Annotated in this window: 14 protein-coding genes; 5 read left to right on the plus strand and 9 right to left on the minus strand. The window is 69.6% G+C overall.

What is annotated here, in order from left to right:
- The first annotated feature begins 10 nt into the window (after positions 1 to 10).
- From ABE957_RS00540 to purU, 4 genes are all read left to right on the plus strand, one after another.
- Positions 11 to 361, plus strand: coding sequence for a sarcosine oxidase subunit delta (locus ABE957_RS00540; protein ID WP_349756687.1), 351 nt, complete (start codon positions 11 to 13; stop codon positions 359 to 361).
- A complete protein-coding gene (locus ABE957_RS00545; protein ID WP_349756688.1) occupies positions 358 to 3,396 on the plus strand; it encodes a sarcosine oxidase subunit alpha family protein in 3,039 nt (1,012 codons plus the stop codon). Before ABE957_RS00540 ends, ABE957_RS00545 begins: the two co-directional genes overlap by 4 nt.
- On the plus strand, positions 3,389 to 4,036 hold the full coding sequence (locus ABE957_RS00550; protein WP_349756689.1) for a sarcosine oxidase subunit gamma: 648 nt from the start codon (positions 3,389 to 3,391) through the stop codon (positions 4,034 to 4,036). Before ABE957_RS00545 ends, ABE957_RS00550 begins: the two co-directional genes overlap by 8 nt.
- A gap of 80 nt (positions 4,037 to 4,116) precedes the next feature.
- On the plus strand, positions 4,117 to 4,995 hold the full coding sequence (purU, locus tag ABE957_RS00555) for a formyltetrahydrofolate deformylase (protein WP_349756938.1): 879 nt from the start codon (positions 4,117 to 4,119) through the stop codon (positions 4,993 to 4,995).
- Between the two features lie 87 nt (positions 4,996 to 5,082).
- On the opposite strand, the gene ABE957_RS00560 is transcribed toward purU, so the two are convergent.
- From ABE957_RS00560 to ABE957_RS00570, 3 genes are read right to left on the minus strand one after another with little or no spacing between them, the layout of a single operon-like run.
- Positions 5,083 to 5,901, minus strand: a complete 819-nt coding sequence (locus ABE957_RS00560; protein ID WP_349756690.1) for an EAL domain-containing protein — start codon at positions 5,899 to 5,901, stop codon at positions 5,083 to 5,085.
- Between the two features lie 42 nt (positions 5,902 to 5,943).
- Positions 5,944 to 6,630, minus strand: coding sequence for an OmpA/MotB family protein (locus tag ABE957_RS00565; RefSeq protein WP_349756691.1), 687 nt, complete (start codon positions 6,628 to 6,630; stop codon positions 5,944 to 5,946).
- On the minus strand, positions 6,623 to 7,459 hold the full coding sequence (locus tag ABE957_RS00570) for a motility protein A (RefSeq protein ID WP_349756692.1): 837 nt from the start codon (positions 7,457 to 7,459) through the stop codon (positions 6,623 to 6,625). The genes ABE957_RS00565 and ABE957_RS00570 overlap by 8 nt, the downstream gene beginning before the upstream one ends.
- 190 nt (positions 7,460 to 7,649) lie before the next feature.
- Between ABE957_RS00570 and ABE957_RS00575 the strand changes: the two genes are divergently transcribed.
- A complete protein-coding gene (locus ABE957_RS00575) occupies positions 7,650 to 8,858 on the plus strand; it encodes an EAL and HDOD domain-containing protein (protein WP_349756693.1) in 1,209 nt (402 codons plus the stop codon).
- A 112-nt stretch (positions 8,859 to 8,970) separates the two neighbouring features.
- On the opposite strand, the gene ABE957_RS00580 is transcribed toward ABE957_RS00575, so the two are convergent.
- The 6 genes from ABE957_RS00580 to flhB form a co-directional block, all read right to left on the minus strand.
- Positions 8,971 to 9,675 (minus strand): RNA polymerase sigma factor FliA, encoded by a 705-nt coding sequence (locus tag ABE957_RS00580; RefSeq protein ID WP_349756694.1) that lies wholly within the window; start codon positions 9,673 to 9,675, stop codon positions 8,971 to 8,973.
- 63 nt (positions 9,676 to 9,738) lie between these two features.
- Complete coding sequence (locus tag ABE957_RS00585) at positions 9,739 to 10,164, minus strand: flagellar protein FlhE (RefSeq protein ID WP_349756695.1); 426 nt, start codon at positions 10,162 to 10,164, stop codon at positions 9,739 to 9,741.
- Positions 10,161 to 10,658: a hypothetical protein gene (locus tag ABE957_RS00590; RefSeq protein WP_349756696.1), complete on the minus strand. Its 498-nt coding sequence runs from the start codon at positions 10,656 to 10,658 to the stop codon at positions 10,161 to 10,163. The genes ABE957_RS00585 and ABE957_RS00590 overlap by 4 nt, the downstream gene beginning before the upstream one ends.
- Entirely contained in the window at positions 10,655 to 12,940 is a 2,286-nt protein-coding gene (gene flhF, locus ABE957_RS00595) for a flagellar biosynthesis GTPase FlhF (protein ID WP_349756697.1), read from the minus strand. The genes ABE957_RS00590 and flhF overlap by 4 nt, the downstream gene beginning before the upstream one ends.
- 3 nt (positions 12,941 to 12,943) lie before the next feature.
- A complete protein-coding gene (gene flhA, locus ABE957_RS00600; protein WP_349756698.1) occupies positions 12,944 to 15,028 on the minus strand; it encodes a flagellar biosynthesis protein FlhA in 2,085 nt (694 codons plus the stop codon).
- Entirely contained in the window at positions 15,025 to 16,191 is a 1,167-nt protein-coding gene (gene flhB, locus ABE957_RS00605) for a flagellar biosynthesis protein FlhB (RefSeq protein WP_349756699.1), read from the minus strand. Before flhB ends, flhA begins: the two co-directional genes overlap by 4 nt.
- Positions 16,192 to 16,297: the final 106 nt, after the last annotated feature.

A 16,297-nucleotide genomic window follows, 5' to 3' on the forward strand; every position in this document is an offset into this window, starting at 1 on the left:
AGGCAACCCCATGTTTCATATTTACTGCCCCCACTGCGCGGAGCACCGCGAGGAAGACGAATTTCACCCCAAGGGCCAGGCGCATATCGCGCGGCCCGCGGACCCCGAGGCCTGCAGCGACGAGGCCTGGGGCGACTACCTGTTCTTCCGCGACAACCCGCGCGGTATCCATCACGAGCTGTGGGTGCATGCCGTGGGCTGCCGCAAGTTCTTCAACATCACCCGTAACACGGTGAGCTACGAGATCCTCGAGACCTACAAGGTGGGCGAGCAGCCCCGCTTCACCGCCGAACATCCCGAGGGTCGGCCGTCCACGGACGACGTCGAACAGGCATCGCTTCTTGAAGGAGTCCGCGCATGAGTCAGTGCAATCGTCTTCGCGAGGGCGGACGCGTCGATCGTTCCCGCGCGCTCACCTTCACCTTCAACGGCAAGCGCTACCAGGGCCATGCCGGCGATACCCTGGCGTCGGCGTTGCTCGCCAACGGGGTGGACATCGTCAACCGCAGCTTCAAGTACTCGCGGCCGCGCGGCATCGTCGCCGCCGGGGCCGAGGAGCCCAATGCCCTGGTCCAGCTGGGCAGCACCGAGGCGGCCCAAGTGCCCAACGTGCGTGCCACCCAGCAGGCGCTGTTCGACGGCCTGGTGGCACGCAGCACCAACGGCTGGCCCAACGTCCAGCGCGACGTCATGAGCCTGGTCGGCAAGCTGGGCGGGCGCTTCATGCCGCCGGGCTTCTACTACAAGACCTTCATGGCCCCGGCCTCCATGTGGATGACCTATGAGAAGGTCATTCGCAAGGGGGCGGGCCTGGGCTCGAGCCCCATGGAGTCGGATCCGGACAGCTACGATCACCTCCACCAGCACTGCGACCTGCTGGTGATCGGCGCCGGCCCGGCGGGTCTCGCCGCGGCGCTGACCGCGGCCCGCGGCGGCGCCCGGGTGATCCTGTGTGATGAGCAGGAGGAGATGGGCGGCTCGCTGCTGGATAGCCGCGAGCGGCTCGACGACCGGCCGGCCGCCCGCTGGGCCGAGCAGGTGATCGCCGAGCTCGGCGAATGCGACAACGTCACCCTGCTGCCGCGCACCACCGCCAACGGCTATCACGATCACCACTTCGTGACCCTGCACGAGCGGCGCACCGAGCACCTCGGCGAGACCGCACCGACCATCGACGGCGTCCGACCCTGCCGCTCGCGGATGCATCGCGTGCGTGCCGGCCAGGTGCTGCTGGCCACCGGCGCCCATGAGCGGCCGCTGGTCTACGCCGGCAACGACGTGCCGGGCAATCTGGTCGCCGGTGCCGTATCGACCTATATCCGCCGCTACGGCGTGGTGCCGGGCAACCGGCTGGTGCTCTCCGTCAGCAACGATCACGCCTACCGCGCCGCCCTGGACTGGAGCGATGCCGGACGCGAGGTGGTGGCCATCGTCGATGCCCGTCAGGCGCCCGACGGTGAGCTGGTGGAGCAGGCCCGGGCCCGCGGGATTCGCATCATCGAAGGCTCGGCCGTGCTCGAGGCCCAGGGCAGCAGCCGCGTCAGCGGCGCCCGGGTCGCCACCATCGACGCCGAGGCCTTCACGGTCACCGGCCGGGCCGAGACCCTGGAGTGCGACACCATCGCCAGCTCCGGCGGTTACAGCCCGGTGATCCACCTGGCCTCCCACACCGGCGCGCGGCCGACCTGGAACGACGAGATCCTCGGCTTCGTGCCGAGCCTGGTCAAGGGCGTGCACGCCGCCGGCAGCGCCCGGGGCATCCACGATCTGGCCGAGGGGCTGGCCGATGGCAGCGCCGCGGCCGCCCGGGCACTGGCGGCGCTGGGCCGGTCGGCAGGCTCGGTGGAGTTGCCCCAGGTCGAGGCCCGCCGGGAAGGCACGGCCAGCGCGCTCTACCAGGTCCCCCACGAGAAGGCGACCCTGCGGGCGCCGAAGCAGTTCGTCGACCTGCAGAACGACGTCACCGCGGCGGCCATCGAACTGGCCACCCGGGAGGGCTTCGAGTCCATCGAGCACGTCAAGCGCTACACCGCCATGGGCTTCGGCACCGATCAGGGCAAGCTCGGCAACATCAACGGCATGGCCATCGCCGCGCGCTGCCTCGGCAAGTCGATCCCCGAGGTGGGCACCACGGTGTTCCGCCCCAACTACACCCCGGTCACCTTCGGCGCCATCGCCGGGCGCCACTGCCGCGAGCTGTTCGAGCCCGAGCGCTACACCGCCCTGCACCAGTGGCACGTGGAGCACGGCGCCGAATTCGAGGACGTCGGCCAGTGGAAGCGTCCCTGGTACTTCCCGAAGCGCGTCGATGGCAAGCAGGAGACCCTGGACGAGGCGGTGGCGCGGGAGTGCCTGGCCGTCCGCCAGGGGGTCGGTATCCTCGATGCCTCGACCCTGGGCAAGATCGACATCCAGGGCCCGGATGCCCGTGAGTTCCTGGGGCGGGTCTATACCAACAAGTGGGCCAAGCTGGCTCCCGGTCGCGTCCGCTATGGCCTGATGTGCAAGGACGACGGCATGGTGATGGACGATGGGACCACCAGCTGCCTGGCCGAGAACCACTTCCTGATGACCACCAGCACCGGTGGCGCGGCGGCGGTGCTCGAGTGGCTGGAGATCTGGCACCAGACCGAGTGGCCCGAGCTGGATGTGTACTTCAACTCGGTGACCGATCACTGGGCGACCATGACCGTCACCGGCCCGGAGGCGCGCAAGCTGCTGGCCGAGATCACCGATATCGATCTCGACCGCGAGTCCTTCAAGTTCATGGACTGGCGCGAGGGTCAGGTGGCCGGCGTGCCGGCCCGGGTCTTCCGCATCTCCTTCACCGGCGAGCTCGCCTACGAGATCAACGTCCAGGCCAACTATGCGCTGCACGTCTGGAAGACCCTGTTCGCCCATGGCGAGAAGTATGACCTGACGCCCTACGGCACCGAGACCATGCACGTGCTGCGGGCCGAGAAGGGCTTCATCATCGCCGGTCAGGACACCGATGGCTCGGTGACCCCGGAGGATCTGGGCATGCACTGGGCCATCGGCTACGACAAGCCGAACTCCTGGATCGGCAAGCGGGCGCTGACGCGTCCCGACACCCAGCGCAGCGACCGCAAGCAGATGGTGGGCCTCAAGCCCCGGGATCCCAAGGTGGTACTGGAGGAGGGGGCGCAGATCGTGCTCGATCCGAACCACGCCATCCCGATGCCCATGGTCGGCCACGTGACCTCCAGCTACTACAGCCCGACCCTGGCGTCAGGCTTCGCCCTGGCCGTGGTCAAGGGCGGCCACCAGAAGATGGGCGACACCGTCTATCTGCCCATGGTCGACGGCCAGGTCCATGAGGCCGAGATCGTCAGCCCCATCTTCCTCGATCCCAAGGGAGAGCGTCAGAATGTCTAACGCACAGCAGTTCGATACGCGCCCCGTCGTTGGAAATGACAGCGAGATCGCCGTAGAGTCGCCGCTGGCCTACAGCGTGCATCGCTCGGGGGCCCCGGCCGCCAAGGCCAATACACGCGTGACCGTGCGTGAGCGTGCCTTCCTCGGTCACCTGGTGCTGCGTGGCGGTGCCATCGTGCTCGATGAGGCCCTGCGGGAGGCGGTCGGCCTGGGACTTCCCGGCGAACCGCTGGGTCTGGTGCAGGACGAGGGTGGCGAGCGCTCGATCCAGTGGATATCGCCGGACGAGTGGCTCCTGATCGTGCCCGGTGGCGAGGAGTTCGACATCGAGCGTGGTCTGCGCGAGTCGCTGGGTGATGCGCACTTCAGCATCAGCAACGTCGGCGGGGGCCAGACCGTACTGGAGCTTTCCGGCGAGGCGGCCCGTGAGGTGCTGATGAAGTCGGTGAGCTATGACGTCCATCCGAGTCACTTTCCGGTCGGCAAGGGCGTGACCACGGTATTTGCCAAGGCGACCGTCGTCCTGCGCCGCCCCAGCGAGGATCGCTGGGAGCTGGTCATCCGGCGCAGCTTCGCCGACTACCTCTATCGCTGGCTGCTGGATGCCGGCGAAGAGTTCGGCATCGGCGTCGAGCGCTGATACCGCCCTTTTCCTTCACATGCGTTTTCAGGCCGGGGCTTGCCCCGGCCTGCTTCGTCAGGAGATATCCCATGAGCGCCATGAATCGTAGTGTCGATAAGAGCGCCGATACCTGGATCCTCACGGCCCAGTGCCCCAGCCGCCTGGGGTCCGTGGACGTGGTCACCCGCTTCCTCAAGGAGAGTCGCTGCTATATCACCGAGCAGCACACCTTCGACGATCGGCAGAGCGGGGGCTTCTTCATCCGCACGGAGTTCCGGCCCGAGGCCGAAGGCTTCGATGCCGAGGCCTTCCAGGCCGGCTTCGAGGCGCGCGCCGCCGAGTTCGAGATGAGCTTCGAGCTGACCGCCCCGGATACGCGGATGCCGGTGGTGATCATGGTCTCCAAGGCCGATCACTGCCTCAACGACCTGCTCTACCGCTACCGTGTCGGCCAGCTGCCCATCGACATCCGCGCCATCGTCTCCAACCACCCCGACCTGGCGACCCTGGCGGAGTGGCACGGCATTCCCTACCACCACTTCCCCATCACGGCCGAGACCAAGGCGCAGCAGGAGGCGCGGGTCTGGGCGGTGGTCGAGCAGACCGGCGCCGAGCTGGTGATCCTCGCCCGCTACATGCAGGTGCTCTCGAGCGACCTGTGCGAGAAGCTCAGCGGCCGCGCGATCAATATCCACCACTCCCTGCTGCCGGGCTTCAAGGGGGCGCGGCCCTACCATCAGGCCTACGAGAAGGGCGTCAAGCTGGTCGGCGCCACGGCTCACTACATCAACGACGACCTGGACGAGGGGCCGATCATCACCCAGGGCGTGGCGCCGGTGAGCCACACCGACTACCCGGAAGACCTGGTCGCCAAGGGGCGCGACGTCGAATGTCTGACGCTGTCCCGGGCCGTCGCGCTGCACGTGGAACGGCGGGTCTTCCTGCACGCCGGTCGCACGGTGGTGTTCGATCGCTAAGTGATCACGGGGCGCGACGTCGGGTGCCGCTTTCCCTGATCACCGGCCCGGGCCGTCGCTCTGCACGCGGAGCCTTGGTCAAGACGATCAACGCCGCGCAGATGGCGCGGCGCGGCGATGGCGGACGCCCTCGCTCTCCTCGCGCAGCGCGATCAGCATGGGCCCGAGGTCCTCGCCCAGCGACTCGACGGCGGGCCGCGCGAAGTAATAGCCCTGCTGGCGGGTGATGCCGAGGCGCGCCAGCCAGAGGGCCTCGGCACGCGTCTCGACCCCCTCGGCGATCAGCAAGAGGCCCAGGGCGTCGCCCAGCCCCTTCATCGCGCGGATCAGCGCCTGTCGTCGCGTGTCCCGGTCGCAGCCCATCAGCAGCTCGCGGTCGATCTTCAGGCGGTCGGGTTTGAGGTCGGTGAGCAGGTCCAGGTTGGCATAGCCGTTGCCGAAGTCGTCCAGCGCCGTGGTGAAGCCCATGGAACGGTAGCTCTCGATGATCCGATGCAGGTGACGCCGGTCGCTGACGCGTTCCGTCTCGGTGAACTCGAAGACCAGCCGCTCGGTGGGCCACCCCACGCGCCGGCACACCTCGAGGGTGGCCTGGATGCACGCCTCGGGCTCGTAGACCGCATTGGGCAGGAAGTTGATCGACAGCTTCTGGCGCAGGCCGAGTCGGCTGGCAAGCTCGATGGCGCGCACGCGGCAGGCCTGGTCGAAGCGGTAGAGCAGATCGTCGCTCACCTGGGAGAGTACGCTCCAGGCCGACTCTCCCCCGGGGCCGCGCACCAGCGCCTCATAGGTGGTAACGCGCGCCTCACGGATATCGACGATCGGCTGGAACGCCATGGTGAAGTCGAAGGGGAGCTCCCCCTCGCAGCGGCCGCAGTGCCCCTCGACTCTTGCGCAGTGACTCATGTGTCGTCCTTGGTGTCTGGTGCCTGGTCGATGCCCGAGTCGTCAGGCATCGCGGGTGAGCAGCAGCTCGACCCGGCGGTTGGCGGCGCGTCCCTCGCGGCTGTCGTTGCTCTCCAGGGGTAGGGTATCGGCGTAGCCGATGGCCCGCAGGCGCGACTCGGACAGGCCGCTCTTGACGAGGTGGCGAAGCACCGAGATCGCGCGGCCGGTGGAGAGCTCCCAGTTGGAGGGGAAGCGGCGCGTGGCGATAGGCACGTTGTCGGTGTGGCCCTCGACGGAGATGCGCCCGTCGAACGACTGGAGCGTCTCCACCAGGCCTTGCAGCACGCGTTCTCCCCGAGCGGTCAGCCGCGCCTGGCCGCTGGCGAACAGCAGGTTGTTGTCGATGCGCAGCGTGATTCCGCCCTCGCCCTCAGCGACGCTGACGCCCTCCATCTCGAGGCCCTTGAAGCGCGGCTGCAGGCCGTCGTGGCGGGGCTTCAGGCCGGCAGCCTGGGGCGCCACGCCACCGGCGACCGCGAGGGACGCCGAGTACGCCGCGGGCGACACCGCCTGGCCCGCGTATTGGCTGCCGCTTTCGGCCTGGCCGTTGCCCGCCATCGAGAGCAGTAGCACGAAGAGGGTGATCAGCAGGGTCAGCACGTCCAGATAGCTGGTCAGCCAGCCATCTCCGTCGCCCTCATCCTGGCCGGAGGGAGCGAGCGCCTCGCTGATGTCCCGGTTACGCATGCTGGCCCTTCTCGTCCTGATCCGGCTCACCGCTGTCGCGCCGCTCGGCGGGAGACTGAGGGTCGCGGATCTCGTCGTGGTAGTTGGCGACGAAGGAGTTGAGGGTCTCCTCGATGAAGGAGGGCAGGCGCCGCTTGGTGATCAGCGAGATGCCCTCGAGCACCATGTTCATGGCGATCAGTCGCTCCTCGGTGCGCCGTTCGAGCTTCACGGCGATCGGCTTGAACACCAGGTTGGCCAGCAAGATGCCGTAGAAGGTGGTGAGCAGCGCCACCGCCATGCGCGGGCCGATCACGTGCAGGTCTCCCGCCTCCATGACCTCCAGCATGTTCACCAGCCCCACCAGGGTGCCGATCATGCCGAAGGCCGGCGCGTAGGTGGCCATGGTGCGAAAGATCTGGGCCTCGGCATGCTCGCGGGCCTTGAGTCGGGAGATCCGCCAGCGCAGCAGGTCGAAGATCTCCTCCTCCTTGGTGTTGGCGATCACCAGCTGGATGCCGGTGCGCAGGAAGGGGTTGCGGGTGTGCTCCAGGGCGTTCTCCACCGAGCGCACGTCCCCCTTGAGCCACAGCCGGGAGAGGTCGACCAGCTCCGTGATGTCGTCGCGGATATAGGTGTTCTCGCGCCGGAAGACGATGGCGACCAGGCGCACGACCCGCAGCACCTCCTTGAGGGGGTAGCTGATGAAGGTGGCCGCCAGGGTGCCGGCCACGACGATGGCGAGTCCCGGCAGGTTGATGAAGCTCTGCGGGGACTCGGCGGTGAAGAACAGGACGCTGGCGAGGAGCACGCAGCTGGCCAGTATGCCGATCAGTGTCGAAGGGTTCATTCACGGCTCCGGACCGTAGGTGGTGGGGGAAATAGAGGGTTTATCGGACGCCGCGCAGGATACTTTAATCTTGCCGCATCCGGGCGCGGACACTCCTCGGGCAGGGTGATACCCTTGGCATCATAAAATCTGCTGACTATCGTTCTCCACCATACGTATGACAGGCATCAGTCGCAGGGAGTGATACCGCATGACAGCTCAGGGCGTGACGGAGCGCTTCACCATCGCACTGCATCCGATCCACGATGCCGACTATCGGCACGTCGCCGATCGTCTCGTCTACCAGCACGATGATGACGATGACGAGGACCCGGTCGGCCACCTGGCGAAGGCGCTGAGCGCCGTGCTCTACGAGCTGGACGAGCATCAGCGACCGGGTTCCCGGGCGCTGCTCATCGAGCTGCCCGGCGAGTGGCTGATGCGCCCGGAGCTGCTGCCCACGCCGCCCGAACAGGTGATCATCGGTGTGCCGGCACGGCTTGCGATCACTCCGGCGGTGATCGATCGCCTCGAGCGGATCGCCGAGCGGCACTACCGCATCGCCGTGCCCGACCCTCTGGACCATCCCATGGAGGCCGAACTGCTGGCCGTGGCCGACATCGTCGAGATCGATGCCGCCGGCCCGCTCGATCTCGAGCGCCTGCACGCCCTCAAGGCGCGCGGCCACCGGCTGCTCGCGGAGCACATCCAGGACCACGAGCGCCTCGAGCAGTGCCGCGAGCTCGGCTGCGACTTCATCAATGGGCGCTATCTGTCCCGGCCGCACTACCAGGCCTCCCGGCCGCGGGGCCGCCACGGCAACCGTGCCGCCCAGATGCGGCTGATCAACGAGCTCTATCGCGAGGACGCCGACCTGCTGCGCCTCCACGACCTGCTGCTGCAGATGCCCCATCTGCACGTCGCCATCCTGCATCGCGCCAACTCGAGCCATTTCGGCCAGCGTCAGCCATCGTCGGACCTCAGGCGGGCGATGCAGGTAATCGGACTCAACGAGCTGCGCCGGCTGGTGATGACGATGTCGCTGGCCAGCAACCTGCCGTCATCGCGGATCACGGTGCGCCTGGCGCTGATCCGCGGCTACATGTGCCAGAACCTGGCCGAGCCCTTCCGCAACATCGATCCCGAGGACGCCTTCACCACGGGCCTGTTCTCGATGATGGGGGCCCTGCTCGAGGAGGATCAGGCGACGCTGCTGGCCCAGGTGCCGCTCTCCGGGGTCATCCAGCGCGCCCTCGAGCGCCACGAGGGGCCCCTCGGCGCCATCCTGGCGCTCTGCGAGGAGCATGAGCAGCATGAGCGAAAGCCCCGGGAACATCCCCCCGAGCACCCCGCCGAACGGCTGCAGGCCTGCTACCTCGATGCCCTGGAGAAGACCGCGGCGCTGATGGGGCGCCTCTAGCGCCCCGACGCTCTTTTTCGGCTCTCGTTGTCGTTACCCGCTTGCTGTCTCGTCTCGCTCTTGTCTCGCCTTGCCCTGGCTCTCGCCCCCTGTCTTTCACTGAAGGGCGGCGTCAGCCGGTCTCGGCGAGGCGCCCGCGCAGGCGGCTGACCGCCTGGCTGTGCAGCTGGCAGACCCGGGATTCCGATACGCCGAGCACCGCGCCGATTTCTTTCAGGTTGAGCTCTTCCTGGTAGTAGAGGGCCATGAGCAGCTTCTCGCGCTCGGGCAGCGCCTCGATGGCCTCGACCAGCTGCTGGCACCTCTCCCCGTCCAGCAGCTGCGCGAAGGGGCTTTCCAGGGCGCGGCTCTCGAGCCGCGACTCGCCGCCCTCGGCCATCAGCTCCTCGAAGGGCAGCAGCTGGCCGCTGTTGGTGTCGTTGAGCAGGCGCCGGTAGTCGGCCAGGGGCATCTCGAGGGCCGTCGCGATCTCCGTCTCCTCGGGCGCGCGCCCCAGCTCCTGCTCCAGCCGACGCACGGCCGCGTCCACGGCGCGGGCGCTGCGCCTCACGCTGCGCGGCAGCCAGTCCCGGCTGCGCAGCTCGTCGAGCATGGCGCCGCGGATCCGCTGGTTGGCGAAGGTCGCGAAGCTGGCGCCCTGTCCCGCATTGAAGCGGCCCATGGCCTCGAGCAGCCCCACGGTGCCGGCCTGGATCAGGTCGTCCAGCTCGATGCTGGCGGGCAGCCGAACCTGCAGGGCGAGTGCCTGGCGGCGCACCATCGGCAGGTACTCCGTCAGCAGCGCGCCCTGATCGATCTTCCCTTGTGCGGTATACATCCTCGTGCCTCACAGCTGGTTCGCAGCCACCCGCGCTCCGGGGTGGCGTTGCCGGATTCGGTTTTACCGATGGTTCACGATCACCTGCAGCCCGCCGACCCTGACCGGACGCTCTCCCCGGGGCAGCGAGAAGCGAAACGTCAGCGGCGCCTCGGCCACCTGCCCAGCCAGCGCGCGGGTGGTGCCGCGCTGGGCGGGCAACGCCACGCAGCCGGACGGATGGCAGAGCCGGGCGTTCAGGGCGCGGCCCGGCGGCAGCCGGTAGCGCCAGGTGATGCTGGTGATGGCCTCGCCGTTTGCCTGCTTGCCGCCCGGTTGCAGGGCGGCGGACGCCGTGTCGCGCCCGGCCACGCTGACGCGCAGCGCGGGGGCCTCGGCGACCCAGCTGCCGGCGGCCTGAAGCTCGCCGGCGGCGAGCGCCAGCAGCAGCGCCACGGCCGGCCAGTGTCTCCAGGCGGGACACGGAGTGCGACGCGTGAAGGCCTTCATGCCGCCATCACCAGCAGGTCGATGCCCAGGCAGCCCCAGGCCGCCTGGCGCAGGTTGTTCAAGAGCCCCTGGCGGGGCAGCTCGGGGGCGTGCACGGCGAGCAGCCGACGCGGCCCCTGTCGCTCGTGGAGCCGCCTGAGCACCGCGAAGGCCCGGCGAAAGGCGTCCGGGTCGCTGCCCACCCACAGCGCCCAGCGCGACTGCTGATCCAGCAGCGCCGGCAGATGCGGGCTGGTGACCGCCAGGGGCACCACCCGCCACCGGGCGGGGTCGCTCACCCAGCGCTGCCCCCGGGCCGCCCAGTGCTCGAGCAGCGTCACGACCCGGCGCGCCTGGTCGGGGGAGGCGCCCGGCAGGCCGACCACCACCAGGGTTCTCGGCGGCGCCCCGGCGGGGGTGCCACGGGAGGGGGCGGCATGCGCGCGAGGCGCCTCGGGGGTGCACTGCGTGCCGGCCCACTGGCGCAGGCCCGCGGCCTGGTCGACGGCGCTCACGCGAGTTCCTCCCGGCTGGCCGCGCCGAGCTGGCGCATGGCGTCCCGGGCGCTGAACAGGCTCAGCAGCGCCTCGAGCAGGGCGGCGTCGCGGCGCCGGCGGCGGCCGCCCACCAGGCCCAGCAACTCCGCGCGCAGGTCCCGGCCGGCCTCGTCGTCGGCGTGGTCGAGGTGGCTCGCCTGGGCGGCGAGGCCGGCGGCCAGCAGCAGGCGCAGCTCGGGGCGCGCCTGGGCGGGCAGCAGCGCCGCCAGGCGCTCCTCGGTGCGCTTGGTCTGCCGGGTGATGCCCTCCGCCTGGAGGTGGCTCAGCAGCAGCGGCACGGCATCCTCGGGGTGATCACAGGTCGTCAGCCAGTAGCGCCGCCCCTGTGGCTTGCCGCTCTCCGGGTCGCGCAGCTCGGCGAACCAGGCCGCCAGCGTGGTCTCCTCGCCGGCGTCTCTGGCGCGGTTCGGCGCGGCCGTGACGCCAAGGCGCGACAGCACGACGCGACAGGGTCGGCCGGCCAGGCGGGCGTCGATCTGGGTGACGGGGCTCGCCAGCGCGGCGAGCTCGGAGAGCGCGTGTCGCTCGCTGCCGTGGCGCACCCGCTGGCCGGCGCGGACCTGACTCGACCAGATGGCCTCGCCCTCGGTGAGCCATTGCCAGGTCTCCGCATCCGGCAGGCCGGGCAGCAGGTGCACCCGGACGCCCTGCGTCGCCTCGGCCCGGGCCAGCCGATTGAGCTGGCCGGCGCCCTGCCGGTGCTGCAGGTCCGGCAGCGCCAGCCAGTGGCCCTGGGCATCCAGGCCCAGGTCGGGCATCGCCCAGTCGCGGCCGCTCACCGGGCGCCGCGGGGCCCAGACCGTGGCCACCCGCGCCTGTCGCTCGACGGCTCGTTCGAGCAGGGCGTCCAGGCGCGGCGCCTGCAGCTCCTCGGGCAGTGCGGTGAGGTCCCAGGCCGCCTCAAGGTCGGTGAACCCGGCCAGCCCACGACGCAGCCCGCTCAGGGCGGAAGAGAGCCGCCGCCCCTGTCCCAGCAGGTCACCGGTCATCGCCCGGGGCGGCGGGGCCGCCGGCGCCTCGTCGAGCGCCAGGGGCGCGCGGGTGGCGAGCGCCTGGATGGCCAGCGCCCGGGGATCGGCCAGCGAGAGATCCTCGGGGACGCGCTGGCCGTGGGAGACGAAGGCCAGACGCAGGCCATGGCGCAGGATCGTCTCGAGGGCGGGCGCCAGGCGGCCGGCCTCGTCCTGCTTGGTCAGCAGGCAGTCGTCGAGCGTCGCCCCGGCGGCGTGGGCGGCCTGGCGGTAGCGAGTCGCCACCTCCTCCAGGGTCTCCGGCTGGCTGGCCGCATTGAGCAGCAGCACCATCCGCACCCGGACGCGCCCGCCCTGCAGCTGGGCGATCTGCTCGATGATGCGCCGATCGCGCTGGCTCATCCCCACGGTGTCGATGATCACCCAGCGCCGCCCCCGGAGCAGCGGGGCCAGGCTGTCGATCGAGTGGTCCGGGGCCAGGGCGTGCATCGGGATGCCGAGGATCTCGGCATAGATGCGCAGCTGTTCGTGGGCGCCGATGCGGAAGCTGTCGGTGGTGATCAGGGCGACTTGGTCGGCGCCGTGGCGCTGCACGAAGCGCGCCGCCAGCTTGGCCGTGGTGGTGGTCTTGCCCACCCCGGTGGGGCCGACCAGCGAGAGGATCCCGGGCGGCGCGAAGAAGGCATCCTCCTCCTCGAGGACCGCGAGTCGCGACGCCAGCCGGCGCTGCAGCCAGGCCAGCGGGCGCTCGTCGTCCTGGGCGCTACCCTCGGCATCGTCGAGCTCGGCCGGCAGGGCGGCGAGCAGGTCATCGGCCAGGGCCTCGCCGAAGCCGGCTTCCCGCAACAGGCGCTTCAAGCGCGTGCGGCCGTCACGGGACGGCGCGTGACGCGTTTTCTCCCGGGCCAGCAGGGTGCGCATGTCCTGCATCTCGCGCAGCAGCTGCTCGCTCATGGTGTGCAGGGCCTGGCCGTCGACCGCCGCCTCGCCGGCCGGCAGGGCGGGCGAGGCGGCCGGTGACGCGTCAGGGGGTGCCGGCGCAGGGGAGGACGAGGGCTCGGGAGCCGAGGCGCTCGCCAGGGCAGGTGTTGGCGCGTGCGGCGCCGGCGAGGCGGTCATGCCCTCCACGGCATCGTCGGCCATGGCCAGGATCTCGACGCCCTGCTCGGTGTGCCGATTGGCCAGGATCAGCGCGTCGTCGCCGAGCGACTCGCGCACCTGGCGCATGGCCTCTCGGCTGGTCTGGCCCACGAAGCGAATGACGCTCATCTATCAGCGACCTCCTACCAGGGTGGTGACGCGCAGGGTGCGGTCGTCGGGAATCTCAGCCTGGGACATCACCACCAGGTGGCGCAGGCGGCGGCGCAGGAAGCGCGCCAGCATCGCCCGCAGGTTGTGCTGTACCACCAGCACCGGCGGCTCGCCGCTGGCCTCGTGGCGCTCCAGGGCCTGTTCGGTCTGGGTCATCAGGGTCTCGGCCAGGCCAGGCTCCAGGGCGCCGTTGCCGTTCATCGCCTGGGTCAGGATCTGCTCGAGCTGGCTGTCCAGGCCGATGACCTTGAGCTCGTCACGGCCGGCGAACCACTGCTGGGTGATGCCGCGACCCAGGGCGACGCGCACCAGCGCGGTGAGCTCGTGGGGATCCTGCTGCTGCGGGGCGTGCTCGGCCAGGGCGTCGAGGATGGTGCGCATGTCGCGGATCGAGACCTCTTCCTCGAGCAGGTTCTGCAGCAGGCGCTGCAGCACCGTGAGGGAGATGGCCTTGGGCACCACATCCTCCACCAGCCCCGGCTGTTCCTCCTTCAACTTGTCGAGCAGCTTCTGCACCTCGGCGCGGCCGAGCATCTCGGCCGCGTGCCGGTGGAGCAGGTGGTTGAGGTGGGTGGCCACCACGGTGCTGGCGTCCACCACGGTGTAGCCGTAGACCTGGGCGTGCTCGCGCTGGCTGGTGTCGACCCAGACGGCCGGCAGGCCGAAGGCGGGGTCCTGGGTCGTCACACCCTTGAGCTCGCCGGTCACCTGGCCCGGGTCGATGGCCAGCCACTGGCCGGGGAAGGCCTCGGCGCGGCCGATCTCGGCGCCCTTCAGGGTCAGCAGGTAGGCGTTGGCGCCGAGCTCCAGGTTGTCGCGGATGTGGACCACCGGGGGCAGGAAGCCGACCTCCTGGGCAAACTTCTTGCGCACGCTCTTGATGCGGCCGAGCAGCTCGCCCTGCTGGCGGGCATCCACCAGGGGGATCAGCCGGTGGCCGACCTCGAGGCCCAGGGTGTCGACCAGCTGCACGTCCTCCCAGCTGGCCTCGGGGGCCTCGGGCGCGGGGGGCGCCTCGGTGGCGATCTCCTGCTCGACCAGGCGGCGCTCCTTCTGGCGCATCAGCCACCAGGCCAGCCCGCCCAGCAGCGCCGTGAAGATCAGGAACACCAGGTTGGGCATGCCCGGCACCAGCCCCAGCAGGCCCATCACCGCGGCCGCCAGGATCAACACCTGCGGATTGACGAACAGCTGGCTGATCATCTGCTGCCCGACGTCCTGGTCGGTGGTGACGCGGGAGACGGTGACGCCGGCGGCGGTGGAGATCACCAGGGCGGGAATCTGGGCGACCAGGCCGTCGCCGATGGTCATCAGGGTATAGGTGCGCGCGGCGCTTCCGAAGCCCATGTCGTGCTGGAGCATGCCGATCAGCAGGCCGCCGATCACGTTGACCACCATGATCACCAGGCCGGCCATGGCGTCGCCGCGCACGAACTTGCTGGCGCCGTCCATGGAGCCGTAGAAGTCGGCTTCCTGGGAGACGTCGCTGCGTCGCTGGCGCGCCTCGTCCTCGCCGATCAGTCCGGCGTTGAGGTCGGCATCGATGGCCATCTGCTTGCCCGGCATGGCGTCGAGCATGAAGCGGGCGCCGACCTCGGCGATGCGCCCGGCGCCCTTGGTGATGACCATGAAGTTGATGATCACGAGGATCAGGAACACCACCAGGCCCACGGCGAAGTTGCCGCCGACCAGGAACTCGCCGAAGGCCTCGATCACCTTGCCCGCCGAGTCGCCGCCCTGGTGGCCCTCCATCAGGATAATGCGGGTCGAGGCGACGTTCAGCGACAGCCTCAGCAGGGTGGTGAACAGCAGCACGGCCGGGAAGGCGGCGAAGTCCAGGGGCTTCTGGGTGAACATGCTCACCAGCAGCACCATGATCGCCAGGGCGATGTTGAACGTGAACAGCAGGTCCAGGATGAAGGGCGGCAGCGGCAGGATCATCATGGAGAGGATCATGAGGATCAGCAGCGGGCCCGCCAGCAGCTTCATGGGCACGTGGGCCATCCAGTCGCGCTGGCCCAGGTATTGGTTCATCAAGGCCTTCATGGACGTGCCTCGTCAGTGTCGGCGTCGCGTGCCGGGACCTCGAGAGAGGCCGGCACCGGAAGATTCTCGGGGGAGGGGGGCGCCTCGCCGCCCTCCGTGGCTGCGCGTTTCAGGCCGAAGGCCCAGGCCAGGACCTCGGCCACGGCGGTGAACAGGTCCGCCGGGATCTCGTCGTCGAGATCCACGTGGTGATACAGGGCCCTGGCCAGAGGGGGCGCCTCCAGCCGGGGCACCCCGTGCTCCTCGCCGAGCTCGCGGATGCGGGCGGCCACCTCGTCGGCGCCCTTGGCGACGACCCGGGGCGCCGACATGCCGGTCTCCTGATACTGCAGCGCCACGGCGTAGTGCGAGGGGTTGGTGATGATCACGTCGGCCTCCGGCACCTTGCTCATCATCCGGCCGCGGGCCATCGCCTGCTGCTGCTGGCGGATGCGCCCCTTCACCTGGGGGTCGCCCTCGGACTCCTTGTGCTCGCGCTTCACCTCGTCCTTGCTCATTCGCAGCTTCTTGGCATGGCTCCACAGCTGGTAGGGCACGTCGATCAGGATCACCACCAGCAGGGTCAGCACCATCAGGCCGCAGGCCTCGGCGGCCATCCCCATCGCCTTGGCCAGCGCCTGCTGGATCGGCTGGTCCATCAGCGCCATGAAGTCGCCGCGGTTCAGGTAGAGAAACGTCACGGCCACGCTGCCCACCAGCAGCGACTTGGCGATCGCCTTGGCCAGCTCCACCAGTGCCTGGACGCCGAACAGGCGCTTCAGGCCCTTGGCGGGATTGAGCTTCGATAGCTGCGGCTTGAGCGACTTGGCCGAGATCAGCCAGCCGCCGAGCAGCGCCGGGGCGACCAGGGCCACCACCGTCAGCAGCAGGAACAGCGGCATCAGGGCGTAGAGCGTGCGCTCGCCGAGGTTCAGCGCATTGGTGAGCATCGGTGTGGTTTCCAGCGCCTGGCGCCGCTCGAACAGGAAGGCCTGCTCCATGACCACACCCAGCTGGTCGTAGAGCAGGCCGCCCATCGACCAGAGCCCGGTCACGCCGGCCAGCAGCAGCATGAAGGTGGCCAGCTCCCGGGAGCGGGCGACCTGGCCCTCCTCGCGCGACTTCTCCAGTCGTCGTGGGGTGGCCTCCTCGGTCTTTTCCTGGTCGCTGTCTTGGTCGGCCATGGCCATTCACCGGGCAGTCGTTCGGACCCTGGCCATTGTGTCGCTGAGGGGGAAGGGGTGATGCGTCAAAAAGGGCCGCTAATCGCGGTCTTATCCGCGACTCTCG

The organism is Halomonas pelophila (assembly GCF_040196315.1).
GTDB classification, from domain to species: domain Bacteria; phylum Pseudomonadota; class Gammaproteobacteria; order Pseudomonadales; family Halomonadaceae; genus Halomonas; species Halomonas pelophila.

Coding starts and splice junctions, on each gene's coding strand:
- ABE957_RS00540 (WP_349756687.1), top strand. CDS start 11: ATGTTTCATATTTACTGCCCCCACTGCGCGGAGCACCGCGAGGAAGAC.
- ABE957_RS00545 (WP_349756688.1), top strand. CDS start 358: ATGAGTCAGTGCAATCGTCTTCGCGAGGGCGGACGCGTCGATCGTTCC.
- ABE957_RS00550 (WP_349756689.1), top strand. CDS start 3,389: ATGTCTAACGCACAGCAGTTCGATACGCGCCCCGTCGTTGGAAATGAC.
- purU (WP_349756938.1), top strand. CDS start 4,117: ATGAATCGTAGTGTCGATAAGAGCGCCGATACCTGGATCCTCACGGCC.
- ABE957_RS00560 (WP_349756690.1), bottom strand. CDS start 5,901: ATGAGTCACTGCGCAAGAGTCGAGGGGCACTGCGGCCGCTGCGAGGGG.
- ABE957_RS00565 (WP_349756691.1), bottom strand. CDS start 6,630: ATGCGTAACCGGGACATCAGCGAGGCGCTCGCTCCCTCCGGCCAGGAT.
- ABE957_RS00570 (WP_349756692.1), bottom strand. CDS start 7,459: ATGAACCCTTCGACACTGATCGGCATACTGGCCAGCTGCGTGCTCCTC.
- ABE957_RS00575 (WP_349756693.1), top strand. CDS start 7,650: ATGACAGCTCAGGGCGTGACGGAGCGCTTCACCATCGCACTGCATCCG.
- ABE957_RS00580 (WP_349756694.1), bottom strand. CDS start 9,675: ATGTATACCGCACAAGGGAAGATCGATCAGGGCGCGCTGCTGACGGAG.
- ABE957_RS00585 (WP_349756695.1), bottom strand. CDS start 10,164: ATGAAGGCCTTCACGCGTCGCACTCCGTGTCCCGCCTGGAGACACTGG.
- flhF (WP_349756697.1), bottom strand. CDS start 12,940: ATGAGCGTCATTCGCTTCGTGGGCCAGACCAGCCGAGAGGCCATGCGC.
- flhA (WP_349756698.1), bottom strand. CDS start 15,028: ATGAAGGCCTTGATGAACCAATACCTGGGCCAGCGCGACTGGATGGCC.
- flhB (WP_349756699.1), bottom strand. CDS start 16,191: ATGGCCGACCAAGACAGCGACCAGGAAAAGACCGAGGAGGCCACCCCA.